General features: G+C 65.6%; 25 protein-coding genes. 14 read left to right on the forward strand and 11 right to left on the reverse strand.

All coding sequences use genetic code 11. The annotated features are described in order from the left end of the window. Positions 1 to 42: 42 nt before the first annotated feature. The 3 genes from pgeF to lgt are packed head-to-tail and all read right to left on the reverse strand — an operon-like array spanning position 43 to position 2,700. Complete coding sequence (pgeF, locus tag PRN20_RS17645; RefSeq protein WP_273958920.1) at positions 43 to 819, reverse strand: peptidoglycan editing factor PgeF; 777 nt, start codon at positions 817 to 819, stop codon at positions 43 to 45. Beyond that, positions 816 to 1,895 (reverse strand): class I SAM-dependent methyltransferase, encoded by a 1,080-nt coding sequence (locus tag PRN20_RS17650; protein ID WP_273958921.1) that lies wholly within the window; start codon positions 1,893 to 1,895, stop codon positions 816 to 818. Before PRN20_RS17650 ends, pgeF begins: the two co-directional genes overlap by 4 nt. Continuing rightward, on the reverse strand, positions 1,888 to 2,700 hold the full coding sequence (gene lgt, locus PRN20_RS17655; RefSeq protein ID WP_273958922.1) for a prolipoprotein diacylglyceryl transferase: 813 nt from the start codon (positions 2,698 to 2,700) through the stop codon (positions 1,888 to 1,890). Before lgt ends, PRN20_RS17650 begins: the two co-directional genes overlap by 8 nt. A 187-nt stretch (positions 2,701 to 2,887) precedes the next feature. Between lgt and PRN20_RS17660 the strand changes: the two genes are divergently transcribed. The 10 genes from PRN20_RS17660 to PRN20_RS17705 all read left to right on the forward strand — a co-directional run bounded on the left by PRN20_RS17660 (position 2,888) and on the right by PRN20_RS17705 (position 10,429). Next, a complete protein-coding gene (locus PRN20_RS17660; RefSeq protein ID WP_273958923.1) occupies positions 2,888 to 3,130 on the forward strand; it encodes an accessory factor UbiK family protein in 243 nt (80 codons plus the stop codon). A gap of 6 nt (positions 3,131 to 3,136) precedes the next feature. Beyond that, on the forward strand, positions 3,137 to 3,850 hold the full coding sequence (locus tag PRN20_RS17665; RefSeq protein ID WP_273958924.1) for a metallophosphoesterase family protein: 714 nt from the start codon (positions 3,137 to 3,139) through the stop codon (positions 3,848 to 3,850). 38 nt (positions 3,851 to 3,888) lie between these two features. Further along, complete coding sequence (locus PRN20_RS17670) at positions 3,889 to 4,611, forward strand: metallophosphoesterase family protein (RefSeq protein ID WP_273958925.1); 723 nt, start codon at positions 3,889 to 3,891, stop codon at positions 4,609 to 4,611. Positions 4,612 to 5,019: 408 nt separating this feature from the next. Then, positions 5,020 to 5,523 (forward strand): YbjN domain-containing protein, encoded by a 504-nt coding sequence (locus PRN20_RS17675; RefSeq protein WP_273958926.1) that lies wholly within the window; start codon positions 5,020 to 5,022, stop codon positions 5,521 to 5,523. Continuing rightward, a complete protein-coding gene (gene proC / locus PRN20_RS17680) occupies positions 5,520 to 6,335 on the forward strand; it encodes a pyrroline-5-carboxylate reductase (RefSeq protein ID WP_443112581.1) in 816 nt (271 codons plus the stop codon). Before PRN20_RS17675 ends, proC begins: the two co-directional genes overlap by 4 nt. Beyond that, the gene (locus PRN20_RS17685) at positions 6,332 to 6,673 is read left to right on the forward strand and encodes a tRNA-binding protein (RefSeq protein WP_273959053.1); all 342 of its coding nucleotides are present in this window, start codon (positions 6,332 to 6,334) and stop codon (positions 6,671 to 6,673) included. Before proC ends, PRN20_RS17685 begins: the two co-directional genes overlap by 4 nt. 107 nt (positions 6,674 to 6,780) lie before the next feature. Beyond that, complete coding sequence (locus PRN20_RS17690) at positions 6,781 to 7,698, forward strand: siderophore ABC transporter substrate-binding protein (RefSeq protein ID WP_273958928.1); 918 nt, start codon at positions 6,781 to 6,783, stop codon at positions 7,696 to 7,698. Positions 7,699 to 7,756: 58 nt separating this feature from the next. After that, positions 7,757 to 8,716 carry an ABC transporter permease gene (locus PRN20_RS17695; RefSeq protein WP_273958929.1) on the forward strand — a complete coding sequence of 320 codons (960 nt, stop codon included), beginning with the start codon at positions 7,757 to 7,759 and terminating at the stop codon, positions 8,714 to 8,716. Continuing rightward, positions 8,709 to 9,674 (forward strand): iron chelate uptake ABC transporter family permease subunit, encoded by a 966-nt coding sequence (locus tag PRN20_RS17700; protein WP_443112591.1) that lies wholly within the window; start codon positions 8,709 to 8,711, stop codon positions 9,672 to 9,674. The genes PRN20_RS17695 and PRN20_RS17700 overlap by 8 nt, the downstream gene beginning before the upstream one ends. Beyond that, positions 9,671 to 10,429 (forward strand): iron ABC transporter ATP-binding protein, encoded by a 759-nt coding sequence (locus PRN20_RS17705; protein WP_273958931.1) that lies wholly within the window; start codon positions 9,671 to 9,673, stop codon positions 10,427 to 10,429. Before PRN20_RS17700 ends, PRN20_RS17705 begins: the two co-directional genes overlap by 4 nt. A 1-nt stretch (position 10,430) precedes the next feature. Here PRN20_RS17705 and PRN20_RS17710 read toward each other — a convergent pair whose 3' ends face one another. Then, the gene (locus tag PRN20_RS17710; protein WP_273958932.1) at positions 10,431 to 10,883 is read right to left on the reverse strand and encodes a MarR family winged helix-turn-helix transcriptional regulator; all 453 of its coding nucleotides are present in this window, start codon (positions 10,881 to 10,883) and stop codon (positions 10,431 to 10,433) included. A 201-nt stretch (positions 10,884 to 11,084) separates the two neighbouring features. Here PRN20_RS17710 and PRN20_RS17715 point away from each other — a divergent pair, with 201 nt between their 5' ends. Both PRN20_RS17715 and PRN20_RS17720 read left to right on the forward strand, forming a co-directional pair. Continuing rightward, positions 11,085 to 11,975, forward strand: a complete 891-nt coding sequence (locus PRN20_RS17715; protein ID WP_273959054.1) for a branched-chain amino acid aminotransferase — start codon at positions 11,085 to 11,087, stop codon at positions 11,973 to 11,975. Between the two features lie 154 nt (positions 11,976 to 12,129). Then, complete coding sequence (locus tag PRN20_RS17720) at positions 12,130 to 12,726, forward strand: DUF922 domain-containing protein (RefSeq protein ID WP_273958933.1); 597 nt, start codon at positions 12,130 to 12,132, stop codon at positions 12,724 to 12,726. A gap of 105 nt (positions 12,727 to 12,831) precedes the next feature. Here the strand turns inward: PRN20_RS17720 and PRN20_RS17725 are convergent, their stop codons facing one another. Genes PRN20_RS17725 through PRN20_RS17735 form a run of 3 tightly spaced genes read right to left on the reverse strand, consistent with a single transcriptional unit; the run spans position 12,832 to position 15,594 of the window. Then, a complete protein-coding gene (locus tag PRN20_RS17725; protein WP_273958934.1) occupies positions 12,832 to 13,422 on the reverse strand; it encodes a hypothetical protein in 591 nt (196 codons plus the stop codon). Next, entirely contained in the window at positions 13,419 to 13,820 is a 402-nt protein-coding gene (locus tag PRN20_RS17730; protein WP_273958935.1) for a hypothetical protein, read from the reverse strand. The genes PRN20_RS17725 and PRN20_RS17730 overlap by 4 nt, the downstream gene beginning before the upstream one ends. Positions 13,821 to 13,878: 58 nt before the next feature. Then, a complete protein-coding gene (locus PRN20_RS17735; protein WP_273958936.1) occupies positions 13,879 to 15,594 on the reverse strand; it encodes an FAD-dependent oxidoreductase in 1,716 nt (571 codons plus the stop codon). Between the two features lie 164 nt (positions 15,595 to 15,758). Between PRN20_RS17735 and PRN20_RS17740 the strand changes: the two genes are divergently transcribed. Then, the gene (locus PRN20_RS17740) at positions 15,759 to 16,250 is read left to right on the forward strand and encodes a MarR family winged helix-turn-helix transcriptional regulator (protein ID WP_273958937.1); all 492 of its coding nucleotides are present in this window, start codon (positions 15,759 to 15,761) and stop codon (positions 16,248 to 16,250) included. Here PRN20_RS17740 and PRN20_RS17745 read toward each other — a convergent pair. After that, positions 16,247 to 16,684, reverse strand: coding sequence for a VOC family protein (locus tag PRN20_RS17745; RefSeq protein ID WP_273958938.1), 438 nt, complete (start codon positions 16,682 to 16,684; stop codon positions 16,247 to 16,249). The genes PRN20_RS17740 and PRN20_RS17745 overlap by 4 nt on opposite strands. A gap of 196 nt (positions 16,685 to 16,880) precedes the next feature. Between PRN20_RS17745 and PRN20_RS17750 the strand changes: the two genes are divergently transcribed. Beyond that, positions 16,881 to 17,909, forward strand: coding sequence for a glycosyltransferase family 4 protein (locus tag PRN20_RS17750; protein WP_273958939.1), 1,029 nt, complete (start codon positions 16,881 to 16,883; stop codon positions 17,907 to 17,909). On the opposite strand, the gene PRN20_RS17755 is transcribed toward PRN20_RS17750, so the two are convergent. From PRN20_RS17755 to pgsA, 3 genes are read right to left on the reverse strand one after another with little or no spacing between them, the layout of a single operon-like run. Continuing rightward, complete coding sequence (locus tag PRN20_RS17755) at positions 17,906 to 18,352, reverse strand: molybdenum cofactor biosynthesis protein MoaE (RefSeq protein WP_273958940.1); 447 nt, start codon at positions 18,350 to 18,352, stop codon at positions 17,906 to 17,908. The genes PRN20_RS17750 and PRN20_RS17755 overlap by 4 nt on opposite strands. 2 nt (positions 18,353 to 18,354) lie before the next feature. Further along, positions 18,355 to 18,606 (reverse strand): molybdopterin converting factor subunit 1, encoded by a 252-nt coding sequence (moaD, locus tag PRN20_RS17760; RefSeq protein ID WP_273958941.1) that lies wholly within the window; start codon positions 18,604 to 18,606, stop codon positions 18,355 to 18,357. After that, on the reverse strand, positions 18,603 to 19,172 hold the full coding sequence (gene pgsA / locus PRN20_RS17765) for a CDP-diacylglycerol--glycerol-3-phosphate 3-phosphatidyltransferase (protein ID WP_273958942.1): 570 nt from the start codon (positions 19,170 to 19,172) through the stop codon (positions 18,603 to 18,605). The genes moaD and pgsA overlap by 4 nt, the downstream gene beginning before the upstream one ends. Positions 19,173 to 19,307 lie beyond the last annotated feature (135 nt).

The raw sequence follows: 19,307 nt of genomic DNA on the forward strand, positions 1-19,307 counted from the left end.
TGCGCCTTGTGACGGATGGATGAAGGATTCGTGCGAACCCTGTCATAGTCCGCCCAGGCCGATGACGCTCAGCTGGCGGCCGGTGATGATGCCCTTGTGGGTCGCGTAGCGGTGGGAGAAGTACTTCTTGGGCTCGGCGTAGGTGCAGATGCCGAGATCGTCCACCAGTGCGATGCCGGAGGCCATCAACTGGTCGAAGACGAAGCCGGGGAGATCGAAGTGCTCGCGGCCGCCGTTGGGCGTGGTGATGCGGTTGGCGGCGTCGCGGTGGTCGCGCAGGACGTTGGCGGCGAACTCGGGGCCGACCTCGTAGTTGGGGCCGGAGATGGTGGGGCCGATGGCGGCGATGATGCGGTCGCGGCGCGCGCCGAGGTCGATCATGGCCTCGACGGTCGCTTCGGCAATGCCGCCGGTCGCCCCCTTCCAGCCGGCATGTGCGGCGCCGATGACGCGCGCCTCCGGATCGGCGAAGAGGATGGGGGTGCAGTCGGCCGTCAGGATGCCGAGCGCGAGGCCGTGGACGCGGGTCACGATGGCATCGGCTTCTGGGATGTCGTCGGGCTTGGGCTGGCGCGTCACTTCCATCACGGTGACGGAGTGGACCTGCTTCATCGTCACCAGCTGATCGGCGGAAAAACCAAGCACACCAGATATTTGCGCGCGGTTCTCGGCAACATGATTCAACCTGTCGCCGGCAGACACGGAGACGTTGAGCGAGGCGAACTCGCCGGTCGACACGCCGCCACGCCGGCCGAAGAAGCCGTGGCGGATGCCTGTGACGCGCTCGAGCGCGCGGCTCGTCTCGAAGGGCAGGCTCATGACGGGAACCCCACGGCCTCGAGGTCGCCCGAGTGGGCGCAGAACACCTTGAACAGCGTGCCCATCTCCTCCGGGGCGGTGAGGCGGCGCAGGGCGGCGCCTATCGCATCCATCTGGCCGGGGTTGGCGCGGGCGAGGGCGCTCGCGCGCTCGACGATACCGAGGGCGCCAAGGAAATCGCGCTGGGTGGAGAGCTTCTCGACGGTGAGGCCGAGGTCGGTCGCGACCCGGGCGAGCGCGCCGAAATCGACATGGGCGCTCAGGTCGATCTCGCCGGGGGATTCGAGCGGGTCGGCATAGGCGTGATGGCTCACGGCCTGCAGGGTTTCGCCGGTCTGGGTGGTGGCGTAGCCGTAGTCGATGGCGAGGAGGGCGCCCTTCTGCTCGCGGATGCGGGTGCCGAGTTTCTGCATCACGTCGGCCGCGGCGAGGCTGACCTCGTAGATCTCGCCGGGCCGGGCCGAACGGACCTCCTCGGGCATCACCGTATCCGGGATGGGCGTGGGGTTGAGGCCGAAGGTGCGCTTGCCGTCGCGGAGGCCGACCTGGCGCTCGTGCCAGCCATCGGTGCCCTTTACGAACTGGCGGATGGGCAGGGCGTCGAAGAACTCGTTGGCGACGACGAAGATCGGGTCCTCGGCGACGGAATCGATCTCGCTGGCCCAGTACGGGTTGTACTGGCCGAGACGCTCGGCCTGCTGGGCCTTGAGGGCGGGATTGGTTTCGAACAGCTGCAGATGGCAGGCATCGAGGAAGCCCTCGGCGCGGGCGGCGACGCGCAGCGCATCCTGCATGAGCGTGCCGCGGCCGGGGCCGAGCTCGAGGAGCGTGAAGCTCTTTGGCTCGCTCATCTGCTGCCAGAGATTGACGATGAAGAAGCCGATCAGCTCGCCGAACATCTGGCTGATCTCGGGCGCCGTGACGAAATCGCCGCCGCGGCCGAGCGGGTCCTTGCCGGTGTAGTAGCCCGAGCGCGGATGGGTGAGGGCGAGGCTCATGTAGGTCGCGATCGACATGGGGCCGTTCTGGCTCAGCTGCATGTCGATGAGTTCGCCGAGGGTGTGGTCGTCAGCCATGGCGGTTCCTCGATGCGTAGACGACAAGGCCGATGCCGGCGACGAGGATGGGCAGGCTCAGCACCATGCCCATGGTCAGCCAGCCGCCGTAGAGATAGCCGATCTGGGCGTCGGGCAGGCGGAAGAACTCGACGAAGATGCGGCTCAGCGCATAGCCGATGCCGAAAATGCCGGCGACGAGGCCGGGGGATTTCAGCGCATTGAACCGGTGCGTGGCGATGCGGATGACGATGAAGAGCAGGACGCCCTCGAGCAGGGCTTCGTAGAGCTGGCTGGGATGGCGGGGGAGTTGCTCGGGGTCGGTGGGGAAGACGACGCCCCAGGGCAGGTCGGTCGGCGCGCCATAGAGCTCGGCATTGATGAAGTTGGCGACGCGGCCGAGGAACAGGCCGATCGTCCCGATGCAGCCGAGCAGGTCGAAACCGGAGAGGATGTTGCCGCCCTTGTGGCGGGTGAACAGCGCCATGGCGACCATGATGCCGACGAGGCCGCCGTGGAAGCTCATGCCGCCGTCCCACAGGGCGAAGATCTCGCCCGGGTTCTGGAGGTAGTAGCCGAGGTTGTAGAAGAGCACGTAGCCGATGCGGCCACCGACGATGATGCCGATCACCGACCAGAAGGCGAAATCCCAGATTGCGGGGGCCTCGAAGGGCGGCTTGTTGTCTCGCCACAGGCCGTGACGCTTGAGGAGGGTCGCGCCGTAGGCTGCGCCTCCAAGGACCCCGACCAGGTAGGCGAGGGCGTACCAACGCACGACGAGCGGGCCGATGGCGAAAGCGACGGGATCAATAATGGGGAAGGGCAAGCGCGGCTCCGTTCGAGGAAATCGGGCGATTTCCTCTCACATTCTTACATGGTGATGCGTTCGGACCGGAGGATTGAACGCACTCCGATCGAAGCAAGCTGAGACCTTTTAGCCGCCGGCTGGCTCTGGTCAAGGCGAGCCGGTCCGCCTAAATAGCTCGGTGCAACCCGTTGAGAGGACAAGTCCTATGAGCCAGGGCAGCAAGATTTTCGACGAGCTGGGCAAGCTCATGAACAATGCCGCGGGCGTCGCCGACGGTGTCCGCCGGGAAATCGAGACCGTCGTGAAGTCGCAGCTCGAGCGGCTGGTGGCGGACATGGATCTCGTCAAGCGCGAGGATCACGACGCGCTGCGTGAGCTGGTGCAGGCGCAGAGTGCCGAGCTCAAGGCCCTCAAGGCCGAGGTCGAAGCCCTCAAGCCCAAGGGCTGAACGATCGTGCGGATCGCTGTTATTTCGGACGTGCACGGGAACCTGCACGCGCTCGATGCGGTGCTGGAGGATATCGGCCGGCAGAACGTCGAGGCCACGCTGGCGCTGGGGGACTTTCTCAGCGGCCCGAGTGACCCCGTGGGCGTTGCCGATCGCTTCATCGAAATGAACATGCCGTCCGTGCGTGGCAACCACGACCGCCATATCGTCAACGGTCGCGAGCAGGACTGGCACATCGATGCGCTCGTCCGCGACATGCTCGACCAGCGGCAGCGGGACTGGCTGGCTTCGGTGCCGGCGACACTCGTCTACGAGGAGGACGTGTTCCTCTGCCACGGCACGCCGCGGAGCGATGACGTGTCGTTCATGGACGGAATCGTCAACTCGGCCTCGTCGATCCTGTCGCGCGATCACATCGAGGCGCAGGCGGCCGGGTTCGACCATGAGGTGCTGCTGTGTGGGCATACGCATGTGCCGCGCAGCCTGCGGCTTGCCGATGGCCGGCTGGTCGTGAACCCCGGGTCCGTCGGCCTGCCGATGGAGATCGGCTCCCCTGACGCGCGCTACGCCATCATCGAGAAGCGCCGTGCCGGCTGGAATACCGAGCTGCGGACGGTTGCCTATGACCATGAGAGCGCGGCCAAGCAGGCGCTGGACCGGGGCTACCCCTATTGGGCAGAAACGCTGACATGGGGTTGGGCGAGTCCGCGGGGGCTGTAGCCGCGCGGGTGCCGCAATTGCTGGGGAGGGTGAACGGCATGCGAATCGCAGTGATCTCGGACATCCACGGCAATCGCCTGGCGCTGGAGGCCGTTGAGGCCGATATCGCCATGGTCGGCGTCGATGCGATCATCAACCTGGGCGATCTGCTGGCAGGGCCTCTCGATCCGGCGGCGACGGCCGATCTGCTGATCGAGCGGAACTACCCCACGGTCATCGGCAACCACGACCGCTACATGGTGAGCGCGCCACCGGAAAAGCAGGCGCCCGTCGACCGCTTCGTGGTCGAGCAGTTGCGGCCGGTGCATCTCGACTATCTCCGCAGCCTGCCGGCGACGCGCGACATCGAGGGCGAGGTCTTCCTCTGCCACGGTACCGCTGCGAGCGACGAGGAGCCCTGGCTCGATTCCTGGTGGGACGGCCGCACCGTCACCGTGCCCAGCGAAGCCGAGGTGACGGACAAGGCGCATGGCCTCGATTTCCCGGTGCTGCTGTGCGGCCATACGCATGTGGCGCGCATGGTGCGCCTCAGGGATGGGCGGATGGTGGTGAACCCCGGGGCGGTGGGGCTGCAGATCAACTACGGCCTGCCCGATGCGCGCTATGCGATACTCGAGCGCCACGCCGGCCGGTGGGCGGCGGACCTCAGGGCTGTGCCCTACGATTTCGAGGCCGCGGCACGGCAGACGATCGACAATGGTTTTCCCAATTGGGCGGAGGCGATCCGCACCGGTTGGACGAGCGCGGTGGGCCTGTTCTAGGCAGCCAGCTGGCGATCTGGTCCCGATGGATGGCTGCAGGAGTGGGTGCTGGGATGGATGAATGCCTGGCTGGTTGCGGCCCGGCAGTTCACCAAAGCGTCACAAGCCGGCTGCGGTGCGCATCCTAGTACGAGTCGGGTTCCGCGTTCTGTTCCAAAATCGCGCATATCGGCTGGGGACAGACTCGGCGAATTAATACCCTGTTAACCCTCCGGGCCGGATCATCCACAGAAGAAAGCCTTGGATGGCGCTGGCGGTGCAATCCCCGGAATCGGGGGTCGAGTGTAGCTTCGTGGCCATAGGACGATTCGTAGGCTTTCCTCGCGACGAGTTCTTTGAAGTAACGCGTAATGACCGGGACTTACCGGTCGAGCCTTCCAACGTTTCGCCCAATGGGACGCGCAGCCAATGGCACAACTTCTGGAACTTGAACCGGAACGCACGGTGCATCCGGTCGACATCATCGAGCACATCGCGTCGATCAACGACTGGAACTTCGAGCGCCAGGACGCCGACGAGATTTCAATTTCGGTGCGCGGGAACTGGGCCGACTACCACGTTTCTTTCAACTGGATGGAAGACCTCGAGTCGTTGCACATCGCGGCGGCATTCGACCTCAGGGTGCCGGACACGCGCCGGGCCGAAGTGAAGCACCTGATCTCGCTGATCAACGAGCAGCTCTGGATCGGCCACTTCGACATGTGGAACCACGAAGGCGTCGTGCTGTTCCGCAACTCGCACCTGCTGACCGGCGGCGCCGAGGTCAGCCCGCAGCAGTGCGAGGCGCTGCTGCGCTCGGCTACCGACAGCTGCGATCTGCACTACCAGGCGTTCCAGTTCGTGATATGGGCTGGCAGGAGCGCGCCCGACGCGCTCAGTGAGGTCATGTTCGAAACGGTAGGCGAAGCTTGAGCTTGTCAGATATCGGTCCCGTCGTCCTGATCGGGGCCGGCAAGATGGGTCTGGCGCTGGCCCGTGGCTGGATCACGGGTGGCCTGCCGCCAGACCGGCTCGTCCTCTGCGACCCGCAGCCCGGGGAAGCGGCGGTGAAGTTCGCCGCCGAGCACGGTGTGCGCCTGCTCGCGAGCCCGATCGGCGTGCTCACGCATGTGCTCGTGCTCGCGGTGAAACCGCAGATCATCTACGACGTGATGTCGGAGATTCAGCCCATCGTCGGTGGCTACACGCTCGTCATCTCCATCGCCGCGGGGATTCCGCTGGTCGGGCTCTCCGAGGGGTTGCTCACCGATCGCGTCGTCCGCGCCATGCCGAATACGCCGGCCCAGATCGGGCGGGGGATCAGCGGTGCGGTCGGGCTCAAGATTACCGACGAGGATCGCGAGACCGCGAATGCGCTGTTGAGTGCGGCGGGGCAGGTGGTCTGGTTCGACGATGAGGCCAAGATCGATGCGGTGACCGCGGTGTCAGGCTCGGGCCCGGCATATGTGTTCTACATGGTCGAGGCGCTTGCCGCCGCGGCTCGCAAGCAGGGGTTCGACGAGGAGCAGGCCATGATCCTCGCGCGCGCCACCGTCACCGGTGCGGCGGCACTGATGGATGCCGACCCGACTCCGGCCGCCACGCTACGCGAGAACGTCACTTCTCCCAACGGCACGACGGCTGCCGCGCTCAAGGTGTTGATGGCCCCCGACGGGCTGGAGCCGCTGCTCGACCGTGCGGTCGATGCGGCGCGCAAGCGCTCCGAGGAACTTGGCCGGTCCTGATGGGTGAGATCAGTTATGCCGCCTTCGAAAAGGTCGATATCCGGACGGGTACGATCATCGAGGCGCGGGTTTTCCCCGAGGCACGCAAGCCCGCCTATATCCTGCTGATCGACTTCGGCCCGGAGATAGGAATCAAGAAGAGTTCAGCGCAGATCACCGTGCACTACACGCCGGAAGCGCTGGTAGGGCGACAGGTGCTGGCGGTGGTCAACTTCCCGCCGCGGCAGATCGGGCCCGTGCGGAGCGAAGTGCTGACGCTCGGGTTCGAGGACGAGGACGGCGCCATCGTGCTTGCCGCCGCCGAAAGGGGCGTTCCCAACGGCCGTAAGCTGATGTGACATCGGGCTGCCTCTGGCGGGCTTTGACATCGCGACGGGCTTTCAATAGGAAACCGGACATCGCCAGTCATATTTGGCGACGTCCTTCAACCTATTGGAGTCTCGTCATGATCCCGCTGCGCCTCACCCGGGCCATTGCCGCGAGCGCCCTTGCTGTCTTCCTGTCGGCGGGCGTCGTCGGCGCCCAGGAGATCAAGGTCACGCATCCACAGGGCGAGACGGTTCTGCCGGGCGTGCCTCAGAAGGTTCTGGTGCAGGACTGGGCGGCGTTCGACAACCTCCAGGCGCTCGGCGTTGCCGTCGCCGGCGTGCCGGCTTCCAATGCGCCTTCCTATCTCAAGGATATCCCGGCCGACGCACTGCAGATCGGCTCGCTGTTCGAGCCTGACTTCGAGGGCATCGCCGCGGCCCGGGCCGACCTCTATATCGTGGCGGGCCGTTCGGCCAAGGCCTATGCGACGGCCAAGGACATCCTGCCGACCGTCGACCTGACCGTCGACAACACCTCGATCGTCGTGGGCGTGCAGGGCAACCTCACCAAGTTGGGCGAGATCTTCGGGCTTGAGGCCAAGGCGAGCGAACTCAACGCCAGCCTCGACGCCAAGGTGGCCGAGGTCAGGGCTGCTGCAGAAGGGAAGGGCACCGCGCTGGTGCTGGTCACCAATGCCGGCAAGGTCGGCGTCTATGGCCCCGACTCGCGCGTGGCCTGGCTCTACAACGAGATCGGCATGCCGGCGGCGATGAGCAAGGTCGATGACGGCGACCATGGCGGCGACACGGTGTCGTTCGAGTACATCCTCGAGATGAACCCGGACTGGCTGTTCGTGGTCGATCGCGACGCCGGTGTCGGCGAGAGCACGGGCTCCGCGGCGGCAGTGCTCGACAACGAGCTGGTCAACCAGACCAACGCCATCAAGAACAAGCACATCGTCTATCTCGATCCGCAGGCCGCCTACATCACCATGCACGGCTATTCGGGCCTGATGCTGATGCTCGACCAGGTGCTGGCCGGCCTCAAGGCCTGATCCGACAGGGGCCCGGCGTCACAGCCGGGCCTCACGGCTTCCCGCAGGAACCAGGCCATTGCGGCTACTACTCCTCGCCATCGCGGTAACGATCGTCCTGGCGATCGTCAGCCTCTTCGTCGGCGTCAGCGACGTGTCGCTAGGTGCGCTCCTTTCCTCGAGTCCCGAGGACAGGCCGATGCAGGTGCTGCTGATCAGCCGGATTCCGCGCACGCTGGCGATCATCCTCGCCGGCGCTTCGATGGCGATTGCCGGCCTCGTCATGCAGATGGTGGTGCGCAACAGGTTCGTCGAACCGTCGACGGCCGGCACCACCGAATCCGCGAGCCTCGGCTTCCTCGTCGTCACGCTGCTGGCGCCGGGCTGGCCGTTGATGGCCAAGATGCTGGTCGCCGCGCTGTTCGCACTCGGCGGGACGGCGCTGTTCCTGCGTATCCTCCGCGCCGTGCCGCTGCGCGATCCGCTGCTGGTGCCGCTGGTGGGCATCATGCTGGGCGGCATCATCGGCGCGGCGACGACCTTCATCGCCTACCGCTTCGACATGATGGCCTCGCTGCTCGCCTGGGGCATGGGCGATTTCTCCGGCGTGCTGCGCGGGCGCTATGAACTGCTCTGGGTCGGCTTCGCCTGCGCGGCGGTGGCCTATGTCGCGGCTGACCGCTTGACCGTGGCCGGCATGGGCGAGGATTTCACCACCAATCTCGGTCTCAACTACAAGCGCGTGATGATCGCCGGGCTGGTCATCGTCTCGCTGGCGAGCGCGGTGGTGCTGGTTTCGGTCGGCTCGATTCCGTTCCTGGGGCTCGTCGTGCCCAATCTCGTCAGCCTCTTGGTGGGGGACAACATGCGCCGCACCGTGCCGTGGGTGGCGGTGACGGGGGCGGGGTTCGTGCTGGCCTGCGACATCCTCGGGCGCGTCATCCGGGCGCCGTACGAGATTCCGATCAGCGTCGTGGTCGGAGTGATCGGCAGTGCGGTGTTCCTCTATCTGCTGCTGAGGACGCGTCGTGCTGCATAGGTTCTCGCGTTCGCGACCGGCGCTGGTCCTTGCCGTTCTGGCAGTCCTCGCGGTCGTCTCGGTCGTCTGCTTCATGACACTGGACGCCAAGGGCAGCTGGAGCTTCGTGCTGCCGTTCCGTGGGCGGAAGCTGCTGTCGCTGGTGCTCGTCGCCTACTCGGTCGCCATCTCGACCGTGCTGTTCCAGACGGTCACCAACAACCGCATCCTCACCCCCTCGATCATGGGGTTCGACGCGCTCTATGTGCTGATCCAGACCGGGATCGTCTTCTTCCTCGGCGCGAGCGCCCTGAACGCGCAGGACCCGCAGTTGCGCTTCGTGCTCGAGGTCGCGGTCATGGTGGGATTCTCGGCGCTGCTGTTCCGCTGGCTGTTCGTGGGCGAGGAGCGCAGCCTGCACCTGCTCGTGCTGGTCGGCATCGTCATCGGCATCCTGTTCCGCAGCCTCAGCCAGTTCATGCAGCGGATGCTGGATCCCAATGCGTTCAACGTGCTGCAGGACACGTTCTTTGCCAGCTTCTCGACAGTCGAGCCCACCCTACTGCTCGTGGCGAGCCTCATCGTGCTCGGGGTGAGCGTGGTGGTGTGGCGGCTGATGCATGTCTATGACGTGCTGTCGCTGGGGCGGGCGCAGGCCATCAACCTGGGCGTCGACTACAAGCGCGTGGTGGTGATCATCCTGATGCTGGTGTCGGTGCTGGTCGCAGTGTCGACGGCGCTGGCGGGGCCGGTGACGTTCTTCGGCCTCCTCGTCGTCAGCCTTGCGCACGCGCTGATCGGCAACAGCCTCCACAAGTACGTGCTGCCGGCGTCGGCGCTGCTGGCTGTCGTCTGCCTCGTCGGCGGGCAGACCGTGCTGGAGCGGGTGTTCGCGTTCGACACGGCGCTCTCCATCATCATCGAGTTCCTCGGCGGGCTCGTTTTCATCATCCTCATTGTCAGAGGCAAGCAACGATGATCGTCGCCAAGGGCATCAGCAAATCCTATGGCAGCAGCCTCGTCGTCGACGACGTGTCGCTGGAGTTGCCAGCCAAGGGCATCACCTCGATCATCGGGCCGAACGGGGCGGGCAAATCGACCTTCCTGTCCATGGTCAGCCGGCTGCTGGGGATGGATGCGGGCAGCGTAACGGTCGACGGACTCGATGTCAGCCGGACGCCGAACGACGTGCTGGCGCGGCGGCTGTCGATCCTCAGGCAGGACAATCACATGGCCGCGCGGCTGACCGTGGCGGACCTGGTGTCGTTCGGCCGCTATCCCCATTCGAAGGGCAGGCTGACGGTCGAGGACAGGCGACACATCGAGCAGTCGATCGCATACCTGAATCTCACCGAGCTTACGCACCGGTATCTCGACGAGCTCTCGGGCGGCCAGCGACAGCGGGCCTTCGTCGCGATGGTGCTGTGCCAGGACACGGACTACGTGCTGCTGGACGAGCCGCTCAACAATCTCGACATGAAGCATGCCGTGGCGATGATGAAGCTGCTGCGTCGCGCGGCTTCCGAGCTGGGCAAGACCATCGTGCTGGTGCTGCACGACATCAACTTCGCCTCGGTCTACTCGGACCACATCGTGGCAATGAAGAACGGCAAGCTGGCGGTGCAGGGCAGCCCCGAAGCCGTGGTCACGCCTGAGATCATGCGCGAGATCTACGATCTCGAGATCAACGTGCACAAGATCGCCGGCAAGCTGATCAGCGTCTACTACGACTAGCCTAGAGTTCGTCGGTGAGCCGCAGCCGGTCGAGCAGGGCACGGTCCTCGGGCTCGACCATGCCGACGAAGAACTTCAGCACCGTGCGCTTGCCTTCCGGGGGCAGGGCCGCGATGGCCGCCTCGATGCGGCTCGTCTGGGTGGCCGACAGGGTGTCGAAGAGTTCGCGCCCCTTCTCCGTGGCATAGAGCAGGCGCTGGCGGCGATCGGTGTCGCCGGTCCGCTGCTCGATATAGCCGTTGTCGATCAGTTGGCGCAGGACGCGGGCGAGGCTCTGCTTGGTGATCTTGAGGATATCGAGCAGGTCGGCGACGGGCATGCCGGGGCGCAGGCTGGCGAAGAACAGCACACGATGGTGTGCGCGGCCGAAGCCCTGCCGTTCGAGCAATGCGTCAGCATCGCCTACGAAGTCCCGATAGGCAAAGAAGAACAATCCCATGACGTCGAGCGGCATGGCCGGGTCGTCGGTCCGAACCAAATTTATGTCAGCCTTGTTGACATTTATTTTGCCCGATGCCATCTTCACCTCATCGAGAAAACCAATATTGCCTTATCCCAAAGCCGTTCAGGTTTGCCAAGGGCAAGCCTCTGGGGCAGGATCGAGACAAAGCGGACACGGCAGTCTGTCAGGCTGCAGAAGAATGAGTGGGAGAGAATTATGGCAGTTCCGATGGACCAGCGAGAAGGCTGGATCTGGTACGATGGAAATCTGGTTCCGTGGAAAGACGCCAAGGTCCATGTGCTGACGCACGGGCTGCACTATGCGAGCAGCGTTTTCGAAGGTGAGCGCGCCTATGGCGGCGAGATCTTCAAGTCGCGCCAGCATTCGGAGCGCCTGATCCAGTCGGGCAAGACGCTCGACTTCACGATTCCCTATTCGGTCGACGAGATCGAAGCCGCCAAGCGCCTCGTGCTCGAGAAGAACGGGCTGGTCGATGCCTATGTGCGTCCCGTCGCCTGGCGCGGCTCGGAAGAGCTGTCAGTTCCCGGTCGCAACAACAAGGTGCACCTCGCCATCGCCGCCTGGGTGTGGCCGAGCTACTTCTCCGTCGAGGAGAAGCTCAAGGGCATCCGCCTCGAGTGGAGCCGCTGGAAGCGCCCGAGCCCGGAGACGATCCCGTCCTCGGCCAAGGCCGCCGGCCTCTACATGATCTGCACGCTGAGCAAGGACGCGGCCATGGCCAATGGCTATGCCGACGCGCTGATGCTCGACTATCGCGGCTATGTCGCCGAGGCGACGGGCGCGAACGTGTTCTTCATCAAGGGCGACGAGATCGTCACGCCCACCCCCGACTGCTTCCTCAACGGCATCACCCGGCAGACGCTGATCGAGCTGGCCAAGCAGAACGGCTACAAGGTCACCGAGCGCCACATGCAGCCGGAAGAGCTTGCCAACTTCGACGAGTGCTTCCTCACGGGTACCGCCGCCGAGGTGACGCCGGTCTCCGAGATCGGCGAGTACAAGTTCAAGCCGGCCAACGGCTGCAAGACGCTGATGAACGCCTATGCCGAGGCCGTGACGCCGAAGAAGGTCGCAGCCGAGTAAGTTCGGCGCGAACTACAAGTATCCAGAGGCCCTGCCGTTCGGCGGGGCCTTTCTCTTTGGGCGGATCGCACCGGCGTGAGTTGCGGGCACCAGCTTGGGAAGCGCATCATGCGTGCGCCCGGGCAGGGGGCTTGCGGAGATCGGAGTGCCGATCATGCCGCGTCCAGTGCCCTTCGCGCGACGCCTGCTGTTGCTGCTTGTCCTCGGGATATCGACCATCGATCCCGCCGTGGCCGGTGTCACCAGCCGGTCGGTCGTCAACCCGCACTGGGTCGAGGGAACGACGGCCCGGGCGGTCGTATCGGACATGGCGCGCAATCCGTTCCCGGGTGATCATGGGGCCGCCTATGCCAACGTGCGGCCGCGATATGACCTGACGGTGGGTACCGCGGAGCGCGGCGGGGCGTGCGTAGCCGCTGCCATCGACCTGCACGTGCAGTTCACGATGACCCTGCCCAGGGCGCGGGACGAGAGCCGCATGAACTCCGGCACTCGTGCAGCCTGGACGCGCTTCGTGGCGTTCGCCCGCCGGCATGAGGAAACGCATGTGGGCAGCTATCTGGCCTATGCGCGCAGCTTTGCCGCGAGCACGATCGGGTTAGCGCGGCCGAGCTGCATGGAGGTGAGATTGGAGGTCCAGCGCCGGTTCATTGCCATGCGGCAAACGGCCGAACTGGCGCAGTCGGCTTTCGACAGGCAGCAGGCGGGAATGCTCCGCGGGCTCGGACTGTTCCGGATGGCGGGGCGATAAGGCGCGGACAAGGGGGGATGCGGCGGAGGCGATGGCGACGACTGTGGGTCGCAGCACGCCCCCCTCCCTCGGTCCCTCCCCTCAAGGGGGAGGGAGGCAAGGACCTCAGCGTGGGGTGGCGATGAAGCCGGGGATGGCGTCCGCGGTGGCGGCGATGGTTGGGTTCGCGCCGTGGGCGCCCAGATACTCGGCGGTCGCAGCGAGAGCCTCGGCATCTCCGATCAGCAGTACCGGCATGCCGTCGAGCGGCGGGAGGTCGAGGGGCATGTCGGAAAGGTTCTGCGGCAGCACGGCATCGGCGACGATCAGGCGATCCACCCGATCAGGCCAGATCAGGGCCGTCACCAGCGCGACAACGCCGCCCTGGTTCTCGCCATAGAGGCCGATGCGGCGCTGCCCGAGGCGCTCCGAGTTCTCGAGCAGAAGCAGTTCCAACTGGTAGAGCGCGTCGCCCAGCGTGGACAGCTCAGGCCGGTCGCCGGGACCGATGAACCAGTAGTAGCCGCGCACCTGGCCGGTGCCGCCCATGGTCTGCTGGCGCGGACCGCGCACGGCGATGCGCAAGGCATCCTCGCCCAGCCGCGCACCCATCGCCTGTGCGTCCTCGAGCGAGCCGTTGCGGCCATGCAGGACCAGGTACGGCGCACCCGAGGGTGCGCCGTCTCGTATGGAAAGCAGCAGGCTGGCGGAGGTCACTGCGCGACTGCCTCGCAACCCTCGATCCAGGCGAGGACCTTGTCGAGTTCGGCTTTGCGGAAGGTGCCGCTGGGCGGCATCTTGGTGCCCGAACCGCCGACGGACTCGTGCGTGTCCTGCAGCTTGTGCGCGATGTAGCTCTGGGAGAGATCGCCGGGCGTGACACGCGCCATGGTCGGCAGTTCCTCGCTGGGGACGCCGACGAGCAGGGCGTAGCCGCTGCCCTTCTGCATCGAGAGGCCCGAGCCGGGCGAGGCGTCGTTGTGGCAGGCCACGCAGCGCTTGGCGAGGATGGGCTCGACCTCGACTGTGTAGGTCTCGGCGCAGGTGGAGGCAAAGGCGGAGCCGCTGCCTATGAGCATGAAGGCGGCAACGGCCGCGGTGCGGATGGGGTTCATCGTCAGTTCCTTGAAGATGCCAGGGGTGCCAGCACGACGCGGGCACCCCCTTGTCGGATCAGGCCTGCCTGGCGGCGTGCTCGCCCGCCATGTACCCGAAGGTGATGCCGAGCCCGAGCGTGCCGCCACCGCCGAGGTAGCTCTTGCCGGAGGGCGACGCTGCGGCGTTGCCGGCCACATAGAAACCCGGGATCGGGTTGTTGTGGACGTCGACCACCAGGGCATTGGTGTCGAACACCGGGCCGCCCTTGGTGTCGAGCGTGCCGGGCGCGAGCAGGATGGCGTAGTAGGGGCCTTCGGCCGAGATCGGCGACATGTACGGGTTCGGGTTGCCCTTATCGACCGCCACCCAGTGGAAGTAGGAGTCGATCGGCGACTCCCCGCGGTGGAAGTCGAGGTCCTTGCCGGTCTTGGCAAAACCGTTGAAGCGCTCGATGGTCTCGTTGAGGTTGGCGAGGAAGTTCTCGTCCAGCCTGTAGGTGCCGATGCGCTCGGCGAGGCTGTCGAAGCGGGCCTGGATGTTGGCGGCCAGCTCCTCGATGGTGTTGCCGGTGATGATGTACTTGGGCAGGTCCGCACCCGGTTTCGGAATGTGGTAGCCGCCAAACTCGCGGCAGGCCTCGTCGAAGATCATGACCTGGTAGAGGTTGGGGTAGTCGCCGGTCCACTGGTCATAGACCTGGTGGGAGCGGGTGCGCTCGGGGTAGACGTACTTCTCGTCGTACATGCGCTTGCCGTGCTTGTTGACGGCGATCATGCTGTCGCCGCCAAGGAAGAACACGCCCGACGGCACGCTGGAGAACTCGAGCACTTCCTCTAGGATTTCCTGCTGGTTCCAGGCCTCGTTGAGGTTGCCCAGCTTCACGCCGACTTCGCTGGCCATGAGGATCAGGTCGCCCTCATTGGTCGGCACGGCACAGCCGCCCATGACCGGCGTGCGCAGGAACTGGGTGCGCATGTCGAGATTGTGGGTGAAACCACCGGTGCCGAAGACGACGCCCTTCCTGGCGCGGAAGGTCTTCTCGCCCTCGGGGGTCTGGACGTGGACGCCGACGACGCGGCCGCCTTCTTCACGCACGATCTTGATGACGCGGTGCTCGGTGCGGATGTCGGCGCCGTTGTCCTCGGCATAGGTCGACATGAAGTCGATCATGTCGGCGCCGCTGCCGGCCTTGCCGTCGACGCTGGTGGCGACCTGGCGGCCGAGGATCTGGGCGTTCTCGGCAAGATGGCCGTGGTAGTCCGGCGCGGGCTTGCCATCCCAGGACAGGAAGGTGGTGGCGGGCAGGGCGCCGTCGGCATCGAGGCGCTCGAAGACGCGGTTGGCGTTATCCCAGAAGGTGTTGAGCTGGGCCCAGTGATGCTCGGTCATGCCGAGGGTCGGGCTCTTGTCGTTGTAGAGCTCGGGGAACGAGACGCGGGCGACGTAGCGCAGGTAGTCGTCCTTGTTGTCGGTCTGGCCGTGGTCGGCCATCCACTTGTTGTTCGGCACCCAGGAGCCGCCGCCGGACTTGGCGGTGGTGCCGCCGATGAAAGCGGCCTTCTCGAGGACCAGCACAGTGGCGCCGTTGTGCAGAGCGCCAATAGCGCCGGCGAAGGCAGCGCCGCCGGAACCGGCGACGATGACGTCGAATTCCTCGTCCCATTCCTGCGCCTGGGCGCTGGTGATGCTTGCGGCGCCGATGGCGGTGCTCGCCGCTCCAAGGCCGGCTGCCTTCATGAAGTTGCGGCGCGAAACGCGCGATTCAGACTGGTTTTCCGGGCTCGATGCCATGGTGGATAGTCCTCCCTCTTTCGTACTTGGGCATATGGGAGGCGCAGCATCGCACATTTGTATGCATGGATACAGTATGCACGAATACAAAAATGAGGTTGTCGCCGCTGGTGGGGCTTGCCATGGGTCTCAAGGGGAGTTGGTGCGAGTTTCAGGAGACTTTCTTGACCGATCGAAAATCCACCATCCGGGACTATCGCCATGGCGAGGACGAAGCGCCGGACCTGCGTGCGCATGGCGAGGTGCTGTACCTCATCCACGAACTGTCGCGGCTGATCAGCGCCGATTTCGACCGTGCGATGGGGGCTCACGACCTGAGGAACGCCCAGTGGTGGGCGCTGATGCATATCCACCAGTATGAGGGCGTCACCCAGTCGGAGCTGGCCGCGGTCATGCAGATGGGGCGCGCCTCGGCGGGCAAGGTGCTCGAGCGGATCGAGAAGCACGGCTGGATCGAGCGACGCGCCGATCCCGAGGATCAGCGCGTGCGCCGGATCTACCTGACGCCGAAGTCACAGCCGATATTCGACGCCATGAGCGAGGAGGGGCGCAACCTGTTCGGCCGCCTGCTCAAGGGCTTCACGGATAGCGAGACCGCAGCGCTGCTGGGCGGGCTGCGCAAGCTCAAGCTGAACGCAGCGCGCGAGGCCGGCTAGCGCCAGTTGCGCCCGTCCTCGTAGACGGCCGGGCCCTTGAGCTCGAGCTTGTTGCCCCAGGGATCGAGGACATAGAACGAGTTGCCCATGCCGCGGGCGCCGCCGTGGAAGGCCTCGCGGTCGATCTGCACATTGTGCGCGGCGAGATGGGCGCGCATCGCATCCTCGTCGAAGGGGCTCAGGGCGATGCAGACATGGTCGACGTTGCGGCCACCCTGCACCGGCGGAACGGCCGAGGCGGCGCCGGGATGGGTGATATCCCACAGCACGATCAGCGCCGATCCGCACCAGACCTGCTCCATGCCGAGGGTCGGGTAGGAGTAGCCCGGCTGGCAGCCCAGCACATCGGCGTACCAGCGCACCGCCTTGGCAAGGTCGTCGACGATGAAGACGACGTGGTCGATCCCGACGAGGGAAAAGGGCGGAGTGGTCAATGCAGGGCTCCTCAGCTTTTGAGCGTCTCTTTGCCAACTCACCGCGACTACTGCAAGATGCGCCGGCTCGCGGGGGAAATCTCAGTTGGTCGAGCCCATTAGGTTGCACGTTGCGGGTTGGCGGCACCTGACGCACTCATTTGCGCTTGTCAACCAATGGCAACTACTGGCTCTGCACAAACGGTCCGACGTGAGGTTGAGCGTCGAGGACGTTGCGATCCCGGTAGCGGCGTGGCGACCTCGGCCCGGCGCATTCGACGATGACCGAACGGCAACGATCTCCGGCCTGTCGGCGCCTGAAGGGGCAATCGACGTAGAATACAGGATCGCGTTCCCGTTCAACCTCGGCGCGAGCCGGCATCAGCGGCCAGTGCTCGTCTTTGGGGTCACGGAGAACTGGACGTTTCCCGCCCACTACTTCTCGAACGGCGCGGTTCCCTCCGACATCAATGCCAGGGATGGCTTCCGGCTGGTCGTTCCGTCTCGATGGGCGATGCGCGGCTTCGTGGCGAACGGGGTTGATCCCGGCAGGGTGGAGGTCGTCCCGCATGGCGTGGACACCGAGGTGTTCCGCTTCGATGTGCAGAAGCGCGACGACATGCGGCGGCGCCTCGCGGTCGAAGGGTTCGTCTTCCTGAGCGTTGGCTCGCTGGTCGGGACGAAGGGAGGAGTGCATCTGCTCGACGCCTTTGGCATCCTCCTGGAGCGCGGCATCAAGGCGACCCTGCTGATCAAGGGTCACGACGAACTCTATCAGTCGCAGGGCAGGCTGCAGCAGTTGGTCGGGCGGATGAACGACAGCCGTCGGCGGCTCGTTCTCAAGAACATGAAATATGTCGGCCTGTCGCTGGACATGTTCCAGATGGCAGCGCTCTACAGCGCGGCCGATGCGTACGTTTCCCCGTATCTCGCCGAGGGGTTCAACATCCCGGTGCTGGAGGCCGCGTCCGTCGGGTTGCCGATCATCGCCACGGGCGGTGGCGCGACTGACGATTTCACGACCGACTTGTTCCGTCGGCAACTCAGCGCCCGGCTCGATACCAGCGACGGCAAAACGCGCCTCCGTCCTGACGTCGAGCACCTGGCCGCGCTGATGCAGGAGATGGCGGGTGACGAGGCCTTCGTCAGGCAGGCGTGGACAGCAGGTCCCGAGCACGTTGCCAACGGATATCGCTGGGACGACGTGGCGGCGAAGCTGGTCGAGGTTGCGCGACGCGCCAGCTAGCGCCAGCGGTCGCGGGCCTTGTCGTCCTCGGCCTTGGCCTCCACCCAGCGGTCGCCCTCGGGGGTGGCTTCCTTCTTCCAGAAGGGGGCGTCGGTCTTGAGGTAGTCCATTAGGAAGCTGGCGCCGTCGAAGGCGGCCTGGCGGTGCGGGGCGAGGGTCATCACCTGGACGATGGGTTCGCCGACGGCGAGGCGGCCGTAGCGGTGGATGACGGAGGCCTTGATCAGGCCGAAGCGGGCGACGGCCTCGGCGATCGCCTTGCCGATCTGGGCTTCGGCCAACTCGGGGTAGCTTTCGAGGGTGAGCGTGCTGACAGGGTCGTCGGGACGAGAGCGGACGAGGCCGGTGAAGGTCACGGCAGCACCTGCGCCGGCGGAGGCTTCGAGGAAAGCGTTGGTCTCGGCGCCGGGATCGAAGGGCGCTTCCTGCAGCCGGACGGACACGATCAGCCGCCGGTCATGGGCGGGAAGAGGGCCACGACCTTGGCGTTGCCGAGCGGCGTCGAGTGCGGGACGATCTCGGTGTCGAGCGCGGCCTTGATGAGGCTGGGCTTCTGCATGGCGAGGTCGGCCGCTTCGTCACGCGCCCGCAGCCACTGGATCAGGTCGGCCACGGTGAGGACCTCGGGGGGAAGGTCGACATCCTCCTCACCGCGGTTCAGGCGTTCGCGCAGCCAGGCGAAGTAGCGGACTTTCATATCTCGGGCCCCGACAGGTGCGGCCAGGTCGAGCGGAGATATTCCCAGCCCGTCCAGACCGTGAGGGCCGCAGCGATCCAGAGGAACAGGTGGCTGATGAAGGCCAGGCCGATCAGCATGGGCGTTGCCATGATCAGCGCGAGGGCGACGAGCTGGACGGTGGTCTTCCACTTGGCGAGGAAGGTGACCGGCACCTCGATGGAGCGCTTGCCCAGGTATTCGCGGAGGCCGGAGATGAAGATTTCGCGCAGGAGGATAGCGATGGCCGGGATGAGGTCCCAGCCCGAGAAGTCGCGCGTCCAGGCGAAGGTGACGAGCAGGGCACCGACCAACAGCTTGTCGGCGATGGGATCGAGCATCTTGCCGAGCGCGGAGTTGAGGTTCATGCGCCGGGCGAGAAACCCGTCGAGCCAATCGCTGACGGCGGCCGCGATGTAGAGCAGCAAGCCCAGCCAGCGCAGCCACTCCCAACCGCTCGCGACAAACAGGCAGATGACCGGAATGACCAGGATGCGGCCAATGGTCAGCTGGTTGGGAAGCGTCATCAGTTGCGGCGGTATTTGCATGCGCGGAGCCAATCCCATCAGAGGGTTGCGGTCAAGGTGTGGCTCCGGTGGAACGCGCGCAAGGGTTGAGGGATGCTTTCCGCATGCGCCCGCCGCCGCCTCCCCCGTCGTGCACGGGGGAGGATCCGGTGCGGT

Origin of the sequence: Devosia sp. ZB163, assembly GCF_028613635.1 — a bacterium.
GTDB lineage: Bacteria > Pseudomonadota > Alphaproteobacteria > Rhizobiales > Devosiaceae > Devosia_A.

Coding starts and splice junctions, on each gene's coding strand:
- PRN20_RS17705 (WP_273958931.1), top strand. CDS start 9,671: ATGATCGTCGCCAAGGGCATCAGCAAATCCTATGGCAGCAGCCTCGTC.
- moaD (WP_273958941.1), bottom strand. CDS start 18,606: ATGAAAGTCCGCTACTTCGCCTGGCTGCGCGAACGCCTGAACCGCGGT.
- pgsA (WP_273958942.1), bottom strand. CDS start 19,172: ATGCAAATACCGCCGCAACTGATGACGCTTCCCAACCAGCTGACCATT.
- PRN20_RS17670 (WP_273958925.1), top strand. CDS start 3,889: ATGCGAATCGCAGTGATCTCGGACATCCACGGCAATCGCCTGGCGCTG.
- PRN20_RS17650 (WP_273958921.1), bottom strand. CDS start 1,895: ATGGCTGACGACCACACCCTCGGCGAACTCATCGACATGCAGCTGAGC.
- PRN20_RS17720 (WP_273958933.1), top strand. CDS start 12,130: ATGCCGCGTCCAGTGCCCTTCGCGCGACGCCTGCTGTTGCTGCTTGTC.
- pgeF (WP_273958920.1), bottom strand. CDS start 819: ATGAGCCTGCCCTTCGAGACGAGCCGCGCGCTCGAGCGCGTCACAGGC.
- PRN20_RS17710 (WP_273958932.1), bottom strand. CDS start 10,883: ATGCCGCTCGACGTCATGGGATTGTTCTTCTTTGCCTATCGGGACTTC.
- PRN20_RS17660 (WP_273958923.1), top strand. CDS start 2,888: ATGAGCCAGGGCAGCAAGATTTTCGACGAGCTGGGCAAGCTCATGAAC.
- PRN20_RS17730 (WP_273958935.1), bottom strand. CDS start 13,820: ATGAACCCCATCCGCACCGCGGCCGTTGCCGCCTTCATGCTCATAGGC.
- PRN20_RS17735 (WP_273958936.1), bottom strand. CDS start 15,594: ATGGCATCGAGCCCGGAAAACCAGTCTGAATCGCGCGTTTCGCGCCGC.
- PRN20_RS17675 (WP_273958926.1), top strand. CDS start 5,020: ATGGCACAACTTCTGGAACTTGAACCGGAACGCACGGTGCATCCGGTC.
- PRN20_RS17690 (WP_273958928.1), top strand. CDS start 6,781: ATGATCCCGCTGCGCCTCACCCGGGCCATTGCCGCGAGCGCCCTTGCT.